A 13,783-nucleotide genomic window follows, 5' to 3' on the forward strand; every position below is an offset into this window, starting at 1 on the left:
AGGTGCGTCGGCTGCGCGGGGTGCGCTCCACGTGGGTGGTGGTCGCGGCGGCACTGCTGCTGAACGCGGCGCTGGCGGCGACGTTGGCCCAGCGGTTCCCGGCCGGGAAGTTGGCGGTGTCGGGGGCGGTGCGGGCGCTGGCCGGTGTGGTCCCGTGGCTGCCGCTCCCGCTGACCGCGCTGGCCGCTGCGGTGCTCGGCGCGCTGGCGTACAGCCATGAGATGCGCTGGCCGGGCCTGGCCGCGTCCCGGGTGAATCTGGGCCGTCGGCTCGGCGCGCTCCTCGCGAAGCTGCTGGTGGTTGGGGCGGCGGCGCTCCTGCTGGCGGTGCTGACGCTCGTGGTGAACGCCCTGGTGGTCCGGTTCGCGCTGCCCGGCGCGGTGGATGCCTCGGCGGTGTTCGCCCTGCCGCACCCCGCCGAGCTGACGGCCTTCCCGGGCCTGGCGCCGGCCCCGGCGGCGGGCCCGTTCGCGGTGGGCGGGATCGGCCGTCCGCTCCCGGTGTTCCTGGCGCTGGCGGTGGCCGGTGGCTGGGCCGGCCTGTTGCTGGCGACGTTGGTGCGCAGTGCCGTCCTGGGAGTTCTGCTCACCTGCGCGACGCCTGCCCTGCTGGAGCCCACCGCCGGTCTGCTGCTGCACCGTTCCGGCCGGAATTGGCCGCTGTGGGTATGGGAGTTGCTGCCCTTCCAGTACGGCTTCAACCTGGTGCGCGAGGCGGCCGACCGGACGGCGGCGGCGCTGGACGTCGTGGTGATCGCCGCCCTGCTGGCGCCGGCCGGGCTGCTGGTGCTGGCGGTGCTGGTGGCTCAGTTCCGCCGTCGCGCACTGTAACGATCCGGTCTGCCGTGAAGGCCCCGCTCGCTTTCGGATGCCCCGCGCACCGCGGAGATCCGCACGGAAACCCCGCCCCGGAACTGTCGGTGGCGGTGCATCGGGCAGCCGGTGCTGACGGTTCGGCAGGTGTGACGGAGCCGGTGGCGGCGGGGTGAAGCACCGTTCGGAACGGCAGCTGAATTCGAGCCAGGATGACCGATATGCGCATTTCTGGCTGATAAGAAGTCAATTATCCAGACACGGCCGATCACCCTTTCGTGTGCTTTTCAGGAGAATGCTCAAGACGGCCCCGCCGATCGCCGACAAAGGATGGCGTGAGTACCCTTGCGCACCCCACCGTGACCGCCGCTCGCCAGGCCGAGTCGATCTCCGCCTCCGAGCTGGACCGTTTTCCGTACGCCGACCGCCCGATGCCACCCGCTCCCCGCTGGGAGGGGGCGGAGAACGAACTCGCCCGGGCCGGTCGGAAGACCACCAGCAGCCGCGGCCGCGGCCTGCACGGCCAGCTGGTTCAGCAGCTCGGCCAGATGATCGTCTCCGGAGACCTGGGCGCCGACCGCCCGCTGGTGCCGGAGGAGATCGGCCAGCGCTTCGAGGTCTCCCGCACCGTGGTGCGCGAGTCGCTCCGGGTGCTGGAGGCCAAGGGCCTGGTCTCGGCCCGGCCGAACGTCGGGACCCGGGTCCGCCCGGTCAGCGACTGGAACCTGCTGGACCCGGACATCATCGAATGGCGCGCCTTCGGGCCGCAGCGCGACGAGCAGCGCCGTGAGCTGTTCGAGCTGCGCTGGGCGATCGAGCCGCTGGCCGCCCGCCTCGCCGCCGGCCACGGCCGGGAGGACGTTCAGCAGCGGCTGGCCGAGCTGACCGAGATCATGAGCCAGGCGGGCAGCCAGGGCGATCTGGTCAGCTACTCCCGCGCCGACGCCGAGCTGCACGGTCTGGTGCTGCAGATGGCCGGGAACCGGATGCTGGAGCACCTCTCCGGGATCGTGGCCGGCGCGCTCCAGGTGTCCGGCGGTTCCGGCAGCACCTGCGAGCGCCCGTCCGAGTCGGCGGTCGGCCTGCACACCCGCCTGGTCGACGCGCTCGGCGCCGGGGACGGCACCGCCGCCGAGGCCGCCGTCCGCGCGCTGCTCACCGTCCACCCGGACGTCGAGCACGCCGTCCCGGCCCCGCGGGAGCACTGAGCGGTCCAGCCCCGCCCGTTCCGAACGGATGGCCCTTCTGCTGCTCCACCCGCAGCCGGGGGGCCATCGGCGTGTCGCGTGCCACACAGTTGCGCGGGCCACACCGCGAGGCGGCCCGCGAAGACATCGCCCACGAGGGCCCCGGCACCTTGTCCGCAAAGGCCCGCGGTCCGTCCGGGAGGGGGCCACCGGGCCCTCGGCCGCCGGCCGCGAGGGCCCCGGCGCCCCGCTCGCCGATAGGCCGCCCGGGGCAGCCCGTACCGGCCGCCGGGTGGTGTGACGGGCGCCACGACGGGCATGCGTAACACTTGAGTGGCGGCAGCGATGTGTACGGAGCGGAAGCAGCTCCGGAATACCACCACAGACCAGATGGCTGTGTTGGTGCGCGGCGCTGCTGCCGTCCTGCAGACCCCGATCACCGTCCACTCACCCGAGCTGCTCGGGCGGTCGGTGCGGGATCGTCCACTCATCGTCCGAGAGGTTGTTCGTGTCGGCCAGCACATCCCGTTCGCTTCCCCCCGAGATCGCCGAGTCCGCGGCACTGCTGGCGCTCATCGAGCGGGGCAAGGCCCAGGGGCAGATCGCCGGTGACGACGTGCGCCACGCGTTCGAGGCGGACCAGATCCCGGTCACCAAGTGGAAGAACGTCATGCGCAGCCTCAATCAGGTGCTGATTGAGGAGGGGGTGGAGCTCATGGTCAGCGCGGCCGAGCCGGCCGGCGCCAAGCGCAAGAGCGTTGCGGCCAAGAGCACCACCAAGCGCACCGCGACCAAGGCGGTCACCACCCGCACGCCGGTCGCCCAGACCAAGCCCCCGGTCCGGATCGCCCCCGGCGCGCCCGTCTCGGCCCCGTCGGTGGCCGTGGCCGCCGCGGTGACGACCGGTGAGGTCACCGTCGTCGAGACCATCGGTCTCGCCGAGGCCCGCCCGGTCGCCAAGAAGGCCGCGCCGGCGAAGAAGGCGGCGGCCAAGAAGACCGCCGCTCCCGCGAAGAAGACCGCCGCCAAGAAGACCGCGGCCGGCAAGGCCGGCGCCAAGGGCGACGAGGACATGATCGGCGAGGAAGAGCTCCTCGAAGACGTGGCCCTGCCCGGCGACGGCAAGGAAGAGAGCGGCCCCGAGGAGGAGTCGGACCAGGGCTTCGTGCTCTCCGACGACGACGAGGACGACGCCCCGGCGCAGCAGGTCGCGGTGGCCGGTGCCACCGCCGACCCGGTCAAGGACTACCTGAAGCAGATCGGCAAGGTCCCGCTGCTCAACGCCGAGCAGGAGGTCGAGCTCGCCAAGCGGATCGAGGCCGGCCTGTTCGCCGAGGACAAGCTGAGCCAGGCCGACAAGCTCGCCCCGAAGCTCAAGCGCGAGCTGGAGATCATCGCCGAGGACGGCCGCCGCGCCAAGAACCACCTGCTGGAGGCCAACCTCCGCCTGGTGGTCTCGCTGGCCAAGCGCTACACCGGCCGCGGCATGCTGTTCCTGGACCTGATCCAGGAGGGCAACCTCGGTCTGATCCGTGCGGTCGAGAAGTTCGACTACACCAAGGGCTACAAGTTCTCCACCTACGCGACCTGGTGGATCCGGCAGGCGATCACCCGCGCCATGGCCGACCAGGCCCGCACCATCCGTATCCCGGTGCACATGGTCGAGGTCATCAACAAGCTCGCCCGCGTGCAGCGCCAGATGCTCCAGGACCTGGGCCGCGAGCCCACCCCGGAGGAGCTGGCCAAGGAACTCGACATGACCCCCGAGAAGGTCATCGAGGTTCAGAAGTACGGCCGCGAGCCGATCTCGCTGCACACCCCGCTCGGCGAGGACGGCGACAGCGAGTTCGGTGACCTGATCGAGGACTCCGAGGCGGTCGTCCCGGCCGACGCGGTCTCCTTCACCCTGCTCCAGGAGCAGCTGCACTCGGTGCTGGACACCCTGTCCGAGCGCGAGGCGGGCGTGGTCTCGATGCGCTTCGGCCTGACCGACGGTCAGCCGAAGACGCTGGACGAGATCGGCAAGGTCTACGGCGTGACGCGTGAGCGCATCCGTCAGATCGAGTCGAAGACCATGTCGAAGCTGCGCCACCCGTCGCGTTCGCAGGTGCTGCGCGACTACCTGGACTGACAGTTCGTCACCTGGACGGGCCCCTTCGCCGCCGGCGGAGGGGCCCGTTCGTATGTCCGGGGGTCGCCCGATGGGGTGGCCGGTGCGTTCAGATTGGGCACGTTGGGTGACGGGGTGACTACGCTGGGCAGGTTGTCGCACTCCGACCAGTGCACTTCCCACGTCTGCACGCCGAACCCCCTGGAGAACCGGTGCCCATCCTGGACCCGTCCGCGCCTCGGCTCCGCCGCCGGGCGGTCGCGCTCGTCGCCCTGGCGGCCCTGCCTGCCCCGCTGATCGCGCTGGGTGCGGCCGCCCCGGCCGCCGCGCAGCGGCGGATCGTCGGGGGGACGAGTGCCAGCACCGGCGATCATCCGTGGATGGTGGCGCTGTCCAGCCGTGCGCAGTTCGGCTCGTCCCGCTCCGGGCAGTTCTGCGGCGGGGCGCTGGTCACCCCGACCAAAGTGGTGACGGCCGCGCACTGCTTCTACGACGAGACCACCGGCCGGCCGGTCCAGCGGCCGGGGCTGCGGGCGATCGTCGGGCGGGACGACCTGCGGGGCAGCGCGGGGCGGGAGGTGGCGGTCAGCGGGGTGTGGATCGAGCCGAACTACAGCTTCGCCGCGAACTCGCGGGACGTGGCGGTGGTCACCCTGGCCGAGCCGCAGGAGGACCGGCAGGTGCTGGAGATGGTGGGCGCGGGCGAGAGCCGGCCGTACGCGGTGGGCACCCCGGCGACGGTGTTCGGCTGGGGCGACACCCGGGGCAACGGCAGCTACTCGAACACGCTGCGGCAGGTGACGGTGCCGGTGCTCTCGGACGCCGCCTGCGGGCGCGCCTACCCGGGCGGACCGGACAGCGCGTACGACGCGACCAGCATGGTGTGCGCGGGGGAGGACCGGGGCGGCAAGGACGCCTGCCAGGGCGACAGCGGCGGCCCGCTGCTGGTGGGCGGGCGGCTGGCCGGCCTGGTGTCCTGGGGGGCCGGCTGCGCGCAGGCCGGGCGCCCGGGGGTGTACACCAGGATCTCGGCGGTCGCGGAGTCCGTGCAGAACGTGCTGTGACGTGCCCGACGCGAGCTGCCGCGACGGCCGGGCAGAACGCCACGGCCGGGCGGCCCGCCCCGAAGGGTGGGCCGCCCGGCCGTTCAGGCAGCTCAGGAGACGAGCGGGAGCGTCAGCGCTCGCCCTCGCCGGCCGTTGCCGAGGTGCCGGAGAGGCGCTCGCTCTCGTCGTGTATCTCCACGGCGATCTTCTTGAGCTCGGGCTCGAACTTACGCCCGTGGTGGGCGCAGAACAGCAGCTCTCCACCGCTGGAAAGGACGACGCGCAGGTAGGCCTGAGCGCCGCAACGGTCGCAGCGGTCTGCCGCGGTGAGCGGGCTCGCAGGGGTCAGAACAGTAGTCACGTCGCCTCTTCTCTAGCTCGACGAGCTGTGTACCAGGATCAACATCCAACCAGGTCGAATTCGTTCCCGCTCGTGGCTTTTCTCTTTGAGGATTCTGCTGTCTCGTTGATGAGGGCGTGCCCCGGGCACCGGTGGTTCATGCGTACCGATTCCGATGGTCTGCCAATCACCTCGAACACCCGATCGGGCCGGGGAGCGAGGTCCGCGTAGCATAATCCTCCGCTGGGTTGGAGCATAAGCCCCGTCCCGGACCCCGTTTGACCGCATCGCAGCAGCTCCGCCGCCCTGCCCGGCCGCCCCGGTCCGCCAGGACCCGTGGTGTCGGCAGGACATGGCAGGGTGGGGGCCGCGTTCGTGGTGGGAGTCGTGTTCGCGCAGCGCGTACAAGGCGCGCGGGCCTCGGCGGCCGAAGTCTCAGTTGCTGAGAGCATGCGGGGTGTCCGTCAACATCGTGGAGGAGTGCAGAGCGTGAGTGGAGAAAAGACCGTCCCGTCCTCACTGGTGACCGGCGAGGGCGGGTCCGACTACACCGCGCGGCATCTGCTCGTCCTCGAAGGGCTGGAGGCGGTCCGCAAGCGGCCGGGCATGTACATCGGGTCGACCGACAGTCGCGGTCTGATGCACTGCCTGTGGGAGATCATCGACAACTCGGTGGACGAGGCCCTCGGCGGGTTCTGCGACCGGATCGACGTGCTGCTGCACCAGGACGGCTCGGTCGAGGTGCGGGACAACGGCCGCGGCATCCCGGTGGACGTGGAGCCCAAGACCGGGCTGTCCGGCGTCGAGGTGGTGATGACCAAGCTGCACGCGGGCGGCAAGTTCGGCGGCGGCTCGTACGCGGCCTCCGGCGGTCTGCACGGCGTCGGCGCCTCGGTGGTGAACGCGCTGTCCGCCCGGCTGGACGTGGAGGTCGACCGCTTCGGCACCACCCACTCGATCAGCTTTCGGCGCGGCACCCCCGGCACGTTCGGCGAGGACGGCCCGGACGCGAAGTTCACGGCCGGCAGCGGAATGACCAAGAAGGGCAAGTTCGCCAAGACCCGGACCGGCACCCGGATCCGCTACTGGGCGGACCGGCAGATCTTCCTCAAGGACGCCAAGCTCTCGCTGGAGTCGCTGCACGCCCGCGCCCGGCAGACCGCGTTCCTGGTGCCCGGCCTGACCATCGTGGTCCGTGACGAGCGGCTGACGGAGAGCGAGCAGGTCCAGGAGGACACCTTCCGCTTCGACGGCGGCATCAGCGAGTTCTGCGAGTTCCTCGCGCCCGACCGCCCGGTCTCCGACGTGCTGCGGCTGCGCGGCGAGGGCACCTTCAAGGAAACCGTCCCGGTGCTCGACGAGCTCGGGCACATGACCCCCACCGAGGTCACCCGCGAGCTCGGGGTGGACATCGCGCTGCGCTGGGGCGCCGGTTACGACAGCACGGTGCGCTCCTTCGTCAACATCATCTCCACCCCCAAGGGCGGCACCCACGTCAACGGCTTCGAGCGGCAGCTCGCCAAGACCGTCAACGAGGTGCTGCGCGCCAGCAAACTGCTGCGGGTCGCCGAGGACGACATCAGCAAGGACGACGCGCTGGAGGGCCTGACGGCGGTGGTCACCGTCCGGCTGGCCGAGCCGCAGTTCGAGGGGCAGACCAAGGAGGTGCTGGGCACCTCGGCGGCCAACCGGATCGTGGCCGCGGTGGTGGCCAAGGAGCTGAAGAGCTTCCTCACCTCCGCCAAGAAGGACGAGAAGCTCCAGGCCCGGGCCGTGCTGGAGAAGGTCGTCGCCGCCGCCCGCACCCGGGTCGCCGCCCGGCAGCACAAGGAGGCCCAGCGCCGGAAGACCGCGCTGGAGACCTCCTCGCTGCCCGCCAAGCTGGCCGACTGCCGCAGCGACGACGTGGACCGCAGCGAACTGTTCATCGTCGAGGGCGACTCGGCGCTGGGCACCGCCAAGCTGGCCCGCAACTCCGAGTTCCAGGCGCTGCTGCCGATCCGCGGCAAGATCCTGAACGTCCAGAAGGCCTCGGTGAGCGACATGCTCAAGAACGCCGAGTGCGCGTCGATCATCCAGGTCATAGGAGCAGGCTCCGGCCGCACCTTCGACATCGACCAGGCCCGGTACGGCAAGGTCATCTTCATGGCCGACGCCGACGTCGACGGCTCCCACATCCGCACCCTGCTGCTGACGCTGTTCCACCGCTACATGCGGCCGATGGTCGAGCAGGGCCGGGTGTTCGCCGCGGTGCCGCCGCTGCACCGGATCGAACTGACCAACCCCAAGCGCGGCCAGGAGAAGTACCACTACACCTACTCGGACGCCGAACTGCGCCGCACCCTGCTGGAGTTCCAGGGCAAGGGGCTGCGCTGGAAGGACCCGATCCAGCGCTACAAGGGCCTCGGCGAGATGGACGCCGACCAGCTGGCGGAGACCACCGTGGACCCGCGGCACCGGATCCTGCGCCGGATCAACCTGGGCGACCTGGAGTCCGCGGAGAAGACCTTCGACCTGCTGATGGGCAACGACGTCGCGCCGCGGCGGGAGTTCATCGTGGATTCGGCGGCCACCCTGGACCGCTCCCGGATCGACGCCTGAGCAAGCCGCTCGGAAGGGCTCTCCACCCACGGGTGGAGAGCCCTTTCAGCTGCGGGATCAACCCGCGCTCCGAGGATTCCGCGGCCCGTGCTCCGTAGCGTTCGTGGTGTCGAGAACACCCCGCCCAGGAGGCAACCGAAATGACCGCCCTGTCCGATGTCCTGATCGCCGTCGCCGTGATCGCCCTCGTGGTCGGCCGGCAGCTGCGGGCCCGCCGGCTGGACACCGAACGCCGCTTCTGGCTGCTGCCGCTGGTGCTGGCCGCCGTCGCGCTGCGCGACCCGGTGCTGATCGACCCGCAGCACAAGACCGCCGCCGCCGTCATCGTGGGCTGCTCGCTGATCACCACCGTCGGCATGGGCTGCGCCTGGGGCTGGACGGTGCGGATCTGGCGCGAGTCGGACGGTGCGCTGTGGACCAAGGGCACCGCCTCCACCGCGTTCGCCTGGGTCGGCGCGATCCTGATCCGCGCCGGCTGGTACGGGGTGGCCGTCGCGCTGCACATCCACCAGTCCAACAGCGTGCTGCTGCTGTCGCTCGGCCTGCTGCTGCTGACCCGCTCGGTGGCCATCCAGTGGCGGGCCAAGCACCTGGACGGCGGCAAGCAGCACACGCTGGCCGCCTGACGGCCCGTCGGACCACCAGAGCCGCCGGCCCCGCAACGGGGGTCGGCGGCACCGCCGTTGAGAGAGGAACAGCCGGTGAGCACGCTGGAACGCTGGACCCGGTGGCCGGCCGGGGACGCCCCGATCAGGGAACGCAGCTCCCGGGCCCGGCTCGTGCTGTCGTTCTTCGGCCGGGGCGCGATGCTGGCCGCCGTGCTGTTCGGGACCTTCGCCGAACAGCGGTACTCCGGCTGGCGGTTGCTGCCCCCGATCTTCTGGATCGCGGGATCGGCCGCCCTGTTCACCGGCTGGTTCTTCAACTGCCGGGCCCAGCGGCTGTGGCCCGCGCTGGGCTGCGCCGCCGGGCTGCTGGTGTTCTCCGCGCTGGCCCACGAAGGCGGCGCCGACACCCTGGCCTCGGTGATCTGGTGCGGGCTCGCGGTGCTCGCCGTGATCCGGCTGCCGCTGGGCGCCGGGCTGCTCACCGCCGGTGCCGCGCTGGGCAGTTACGGTCTCAGCTCGGGCGACTCGATGCTGATGATGCTGGCCGTCGCGGGCGGCCTCGGACTGCTCGGCTACCTGCTGCGCCTGGACAGCCAGGCCCGCGCCGCGCAGCGCGCCCTGCTCGCCCAGGAACGGGCCGCGCAGGTCGCGCAGGCGGAGTCCGCGGCGCTCGCCGAACGGACCAGGATCGCCCGGGAGATCCACGACGTCCTCGCGCACAGCCTGTCCGCGCAGCTGGTGCACCTGGAGGCGGCCCGGCTGATGCTGGACGCCGGCGCCGAACGGGCGGAGATCCGCGAACGGGTGGTCGCCGCCCGGCGGATGGCGCAGGACGGGCTGGCCGAGACCCGGCAGGCGCTGTCCGCGCTGCGCGGCGACTTCGCCCCCGTCACCGAGTTCGTGGCCGGGCTGGCCGCGCAGTCCGGGGCCGAACTGGCCGTCGACGGGGTGCCCCGTCCGCTGCCCGCCGAGGCCGGACTGGCCGTCCGCCGGGTCGCCCAGGAGGCGCTGACCAACGCCCGCAAGCACGCGCCCGGCGGCCGGGTGGACGTCCGGCTCGGCTACCTGGACGGCGCGGTGGAGCTGCGGGTGCACAACTCCCGGGCGCCCCGCGGCGGACACCCGGTGCTGGGGGACAGCGGGAGCGGGTACGGTCTGCTCGGGATGCGCGAACGCGCGGAACTGCTCGGCGGCGAACTGCTGGCGGGCCCCGAGGAGGGAGGGTGGCGCGTGCTGCTGCGGGTGCCGACGTGACGGGCGGACCGATCCGGGTGGTGGTCGCCGACGACCAGACCGTGGTCCGCGAGGGCATCGTGATGCTGCTCGGCCTGCTGCCGGGCATCACGGTGGTCGGCTCGGCGGCGGACGGCGAGGAGGCGGTGCGGCTGGTCGCCGAACACGCCCCCGACGTGGTGCTGATGGACCTGCGGATGCCGCGCTGCGACGGTGTGGAGGCCACCCGGCGGATCCGCGCCGAGCACCCGGGCACCGAGGTGGTGGTGCTCACCACGTACGCCGACGACGATTCGCTGTTCTCCGCGCTGCAGGCCGGGGCGCGCGGCTTCCTGACCAAGGACGCCGGCGCGGAGGAGATCGCCCGCGCGGTCGCGGACGTCCGTTCGGGCGCGGCCGGGCTCTCCCCGCAGGTCCAACTGCGGCTGCTGGAGCGGCTTTCGGGCGCGCCGAGCACCAGTCCGCCGCCGAGCGGGGCCCCGGAGCCGGTGCGGCCGTCGAAGCCCGAGGCCGGGAAAACCGCCCGGGCGGTGCTGCCGGACGGGCTGACCCAGCGGGAGGCCGAGGTGCTGGCGCTGATCGCGTCCGGACTGTCCAACGCGGAGATCGCCGAGAGGTTGTTCGTCAGCCCCGCAACGGTGAAAACCCATATCAACAACCTTTTCGCGAAGACGGCGGTCCGGGACCGGGCGCAGGCCGTCGCGTACGCCTTCAAGCATGGAATTTCCGAAGGTTGGTGAACGTACCGCCCTTTCGCTGCTTCGGTTGAAGGTTTCTTCACGGGTTTCGTTGTGTGGTTTGTGACACTCCATCATGGTTCGGTCGTAACGACCGAAATGATGAGGTGTCGGCAAGTGGCGCAGCAGGAGAGAGTCGACTGGTGGGCCGGGACCGCCGCCCCCCAACCGCGGGTGGTGGCGCCGCGGCGCAGTGCGGAAGTGGACGCGGTGCCGCCGGAGGACCGGGTCGGGGGCGCGGTGTACCGGAGCGTCCAGGACAGTGAGGCCTTCCAGGAGATCCGGCGGGGCTACCGCTCGTTCGTGTTCCCGGCCAGCGCCGGGTTCCTGGCCTGGTACCTGCTGTTCGTGACGGCCGAGGCCTTCATGCCGGACCTGCTGGGCCGCCGGATCGCCGGGCCGCTGAACGTGGCCTGGACGCTCGGCCTCGGCCAGTTCGCCTCGACGTTCCTGCTCACCTGGCTCTATGCCCGTAATGCCCGCACCAAGCGCGATCGAGCCGCCCTCGAGCTGCGCTGGGACACCCAGGACCAGCTGCGATGACTGCTCACCACCCCAACCACGGCCTCGCCGTCGCCCTGTTCGCCGTCGTCGTCGCGGTGACGCTGACCATCACCGTCTGGGTCGGCCGCCGCGGCCACGCCGCCGAGGACTTCTTCGCCGGCGGCCGGGACTTCTCCCCGCTGCAGAACGGCTTCGCGCTGTCCGGCGACTACCTGTCCGCCGCCTCCTTCCTGGGCGTGACCGGACTGATCGCGCTGTACGGCTACGACGGCGTGCTCTACAGCATCGGCTTCCTGGTCGCCTGGCTGGTCGTGCTGATGCTGGTGTCCGAACTGGTCCGCAACGCGGGCCGGTACACGCTGGCCGACGTGCTGGCGCTGCGGATGCGCCAGCGGCCGGTACGGGCCGCGGCCGGCCTGTCGTCCATGGTCGTCACGCTGATGTACCTGATCGCGCAGATGGTCGGCGCGGGCAGCCTGGTCGCGCTGCTGCTGGGCACCAACAGCGGGGCCGCCAAGGCGTGGACCATCATCGGGGTCGGCGCCCTGATGATCGTCTACGTGACGGTCGGCGGAATGCGCGCCACCACCTGGATCCAGATCGTCAAGGCCTTCCTGCTGGTGGGCGGTTCGGTGCTGCTCACGGTGCTGGTGGTGGCCCGCTTCCACGGCGACCTGGGCGCGCTGATGGAGACCGCCGCGCGGCGCAGCGGCGAGGGCGAGAAGTACCTGCGGCCGGGCCTCAACTACGGCTCCAGCGCGCTCGACCGGCTGGACTTCGTCAGCCTCGGCCTGGCGCTGGTGCTCGGCACCGGCGGACTGCCGCACATCCTCAGCCGGTTCTACACGGTGCCGACCGCGCGGGCCGCCCGGCGCTCCACGATGTGGGCGATCGGCCTGATCGGCTCGTTCTACCTGATGGCGATCGTGCTCGGGCTCGGGGCGGGCGCGGTGGTCGGCGGACACGACCTCCGGGTGTCCAACGCGGCGGGCAACACGGCCGTTCCGCTGCTCGCCCTGGACCTCGGCGGCGGCGACGGCTCGACCTGGGGCCTGCTGCTGTTCGCGGTGATCTCGGCGATCGCGTTCGCCACCATCCTGGCGGTGGTCGCGGGACTCACCCTGGCGTCCTCCGCGGCCTTCGCCCACGACCTGTACGCCCGGGCCTGGCGGCGGGAGGGCAGCCGGCAGGTGTCCGAGCGCGAGGAGGTGATCGCGGCCCGGGTCTCCGCCGTGGTGATCGGCGGGCTCGCGATCGTGCTCAGCCTGTACGCGCAGCGCCTGAACGTCGCCTTCCTGGTCGGCCTGGCGTTCGCGGTGGCCGCCTCGGCGAACCTGCCGACGCTGCTGTACTCGCTGTTCTGGAAGCGCTTCTCCACCCGGGGCGCGGTCTGGTCGGTGTACGGCGGCCTGGTCCCGGCGGTGGTGCTGGTGCTGTTCTCGCCGGTCGTCTCCGGGGCGAAGACCTCGGTACTGCCCGGCATGGACTTCCACTGGTTCCCGCTGGAGAACCCCGGACTGGTCTCCATCCCGCTCGGCTTCCTGGCCGGCTGGCTGGGCACCCTGCTGGACCGGGAGCCCGCCGACGAGGACGGTTACGCCGAGCTGGAGGTCCGCGCCCTGACCGGCGCCGGAGCCGCCTGACGGAGCGTCGAGGACGGGCCCCGCACCGGGTGGTGCGGGGCCCGTTCGTCATTCGGTGACGGCCGCGAGGGCGGTGACGTCCATCCGGGACGGGGTGCCCGGGGCCTTGCCGCAGCTCTCGGCGCGGGGCGGCTCGCTCGCGGCCTCCGCGACCGTCGCCCGCCAGCGGCGGCCGTCGGTGTGCGCCACCTCGACCGTCCAGCCGTCGCCGTCGGCTGTCTGGCGCATGGTCAGCGCGTCGGCGGCGCTCTCGCCGGTCAGGTCGCGGACGGCCTGCTCGGCGGCCTGGGACGGGCGGGGCCAGTACGAGCGGCCGCGCGAGTGGGCGGGGACGGTGTGGCCGGCGGCGGTGGCGGACAGCACCTCCTTGGCGGACTCCGCGGTGAGCCGGCCGTACGCGTAGCCGTGCGGCAGCACCAGCATGGTGGGGGAGAAGCGGTGGCCGCCGAGGTGGGTGACCTCCCAGACCTCGCTGTGGCCGGCGGACAGCAGGTCGGCGGCCAGCGGGCGGCCGAGCAGCGCGCAGCAGCGGTCGCGGCGGCCGTTGGTGCACACCAGGGCGATCGGGCCGCCGATGTGCTCGGCGCCGAAGCCGTCGTGGCGGCCCGCGCCGAGGGCGGCGAAGTCGAGGTCGAGCAGCGCGGCGGGGTCGTCCAGGCGGGCCCGGCGCACCCACGGGTCGGTGGGCGCGGTGTGCGCGATCAGCACCTCGTGCCGGGCGGCGGTGTCGGTGTCCGCGTGCCGGCCGGGCCGGCGGATCAGTGCGACCCGGACGCCGGTGCCCTCGGTGACCTGGTCCAGCGCCGCCCCGAGCTCGTGGTCGAGGTGGCTGCCGACGAGCGCCTGGGCGCCCCAGGGGCCGGGCTGTTCGAGCAGCAGCCAGGTGGTGGCGGTGGCCGCGGTGGCGGCCAGCGGCTCGGTCAGTTCGCGCGACAGCGTCGTACAGGTGCTCACCTGCCCAC

12 protein-coding genes are annotated in these 13,783 nt (G+C 72.1%); 10 read left to right on the forward strand and 2 right to left on the reverse strand.

Annotated elements, in window-relative coordinates; translation table 11 throughout:
• Nucleotides 1-20: 20 nt before the first annotated feature.
• The 4 genes from ACFYS8_RS34085 to ACFYS8_RS34100 all read left to right on the forward strand — a co-directional run bounded on the left by ACFYS8_RS34085 (nt 21) and on the right by ACFYS8_RS34100 (nt 5,173).
• Nucleotides 21-830, forward strand: coding sequence for a hypothetical protein (locus ACFYS8_RS34085; protein WP_387648837.1), 810 nt, complete (start codon nt 21-23; stop codon nt 828-830).
• Nucleotides 831-1,147: 317 nt separating this feature from the next.
• A complete protein-coding gene (locus tag ACFYS8_RS34090; RefSeq protein WP_387648840.1) occupies nt 1,148-2,020 on the forward strand; it encodes a FadR/GntR family transcriptional regulator in 873 nt (290 codons plus the stop codon).
• A gap of 487 nt (nt 2,021-2,507) precedes the next feature.
• Nucleotides 2,508-4,130: an RNA polymerase sigma factor gene (locus tag ACFYS8_RS34095; protein WP_387648843.1), complete on the forward strand. Its 1,623-nt coding sequence runs from the start codon at nt 2,508-2,510 to the stop codon at nt 4,128-4,130.
• 191 nt (nt 4,131-4,321) lie between these two features.
• Nucleotides 4,322-5,173 (forward strand): S1 family peptidase, encoded by an 852-nt coding sequence (locus tag ACFYS8_RS34100; RefSeq protein WP_387648845.1) that lies wholly within the window; start codon nt 4,322-4,324, stop codon nt 5,171-5,173.
• 112 nt (nt 5,174-5,285) lie between these two features.
• Here the strand turns inward: ACFYS8_RS34100 and ACFYS8_RS34105 are convergent, their stop codons facing one another.
• Nucleotides 5,286-5,516 (reverse strand): hypothetical protein, encoded by a 231-nt coding sequence (locus tag ACFYS8_RS34105; protein WP_387648848.1) that lies wholly within the window; start codon nt 5,514-5,516, stop codon nt 5,286-5,288.
• A 429-nt stretch (nt 5,517-5,945) separates the two neighbouring features.
• On the opposite strand from ACFYS8_RS34105, the gene ACFYS8_RS34110 reads away from it, so the two are divergent.
• The 6 genes from ACFYS8_RS34110 (at nt 5,946) to ACFYS8_RS34135 (ending at nt 12,821) form a co-directional block, all read left to right on the forward strand.
• Nucleotides 5,946-8,096 carry a type IIA DNA topoisomerase subunit B gene (locus tag ACFYS8_RS34110; RefSeq protein WP_387648851.1) on the forward strand — a complete coding sequence of 717 codons (2,151 nt, stop codon included), beginning with the start codon at nt 5,946-5,948 and terminating at the stop codon, nt 8,094-8,096.
• Between the two features lie 140 nt (nt 8,097-8,236).
• Nucleotides 8,237-8,722 carry a DUF1453 domain-containing protein gene (locus tag ACFYS8_RS34115; protein WP_387648854.1) on the forward strand — a complete coding sequence of 162 codons (486 nt, stop codon included), beginning with the start codon at nt 8,237-8,239 and terminating at the stop codon, nt 8,720-8,722.
• A 75-nt stretch (nt 8,723-8,797) separates the two neighbouring features.
• Nucleotides 8,798-9,958: a sensor histidine kinase gene (locus ACFYS8_RS34120; protein WP_387648856.1), complete on the forward strand. Its 1,161-nt coding sequence runs from the start codon at nt 8,798-8,800 to the stop codon at nt 9,956-9,958.
• Nucleotides 9,928-10,677: a response regulator gene (locus ACFYS8_RS34125; RefSeq protein ID WP_387648859.1), complete on the forward strand. Its 750-nt coding sequence runs from the start codon at nt 9,928-9,930 to the stop codon at nt 10,675-10,677. The genes ACFYS8_RS34120 and ACFYS8_RS34125 overlap by 31 nt, the downstream gene beginning before the upstream one ends.
• A gap of 114 nt (nt 10,678-10,791) precedes the next feature.
• Nucleotides 10,792-11,217, forward strand: coding sequence for a DUF485 domain-containing protein (locus ACFYS8_RS34130; protein ID WP_387648861.1), 426 nt, complete (start codon nt 10,792-10,794; stop codon nt 11,215-11,217).
• Nucleotides 11,214-12,821 (forward strand): cation acetate symporter, encoded by a 1,608-nt coding sequence (locus tag ACFYS8_RS34135; RefSeq protein ID WP_387648864.1) that lies wholly within the window; start codon nt 11,214-11,216, stop codon nt 12,819-12,821. The genes ACFYS8_RS34130 and ACFYS8_RS34135 overlap by 4 nt, the downstream gene beginning before the upstream one ends.
• Nucleotides 12,822-12,869: 48 nt before the next feature.
• On the opposite strand, the gene ACFYS8_RS34140 is transcribed toward ACFYS8_RS34135, so the two are convergent.
• On the reverse strand, nt 12,870-13,775 hold the full coding sequence (locus ACFYS8_RS34140; RefSeq protein WP_387648866.1) for a sucrase ferredoxin: 906 nt from the start codon (nt 13,773-13,775) through the stop codon (nt 12,870-12,872).
• Between the last annotated feature and the right edge of the window lie 8 nt (nt 13,776-13,783).

Origin of the sequence: Kitasatospora sp. NPDC004615 (assembly GCF_042873545.1) — a bacterium.
Lineage (GTDB): Bacteria > Actinomycetota > Actinomycetes > Streptomycetales > Streptomycetaceae > Kitasatospora.

What these genes read in the sequence shown, in the direction of transcription:
- ACFYS8_RS34115 (WP_387648854.1), top strand. Translation starts at nt 8,237, where the DNA reads ATGACCGCCCTGTCCGATGTCCTGATCGCCGTCGCCGTGATCGCCCTC.
- ACFYS8_RS34110 (WP_387648851.1), top strand. Translation starts at nt 5,946, where the DNA reads ATGCGGGGTGTCCGTCAACATCGTGGAGGAGTGCAGAGCGTGAGTGGA.
- ACFYS8_RS34135 (WP_387648864.1), top strand. Translation starts at nt 11,214, where the DNA reads ATGACTGCTCACCACCCCAACCACGGCCTCGCCGTCGCCCTGTTCGCC.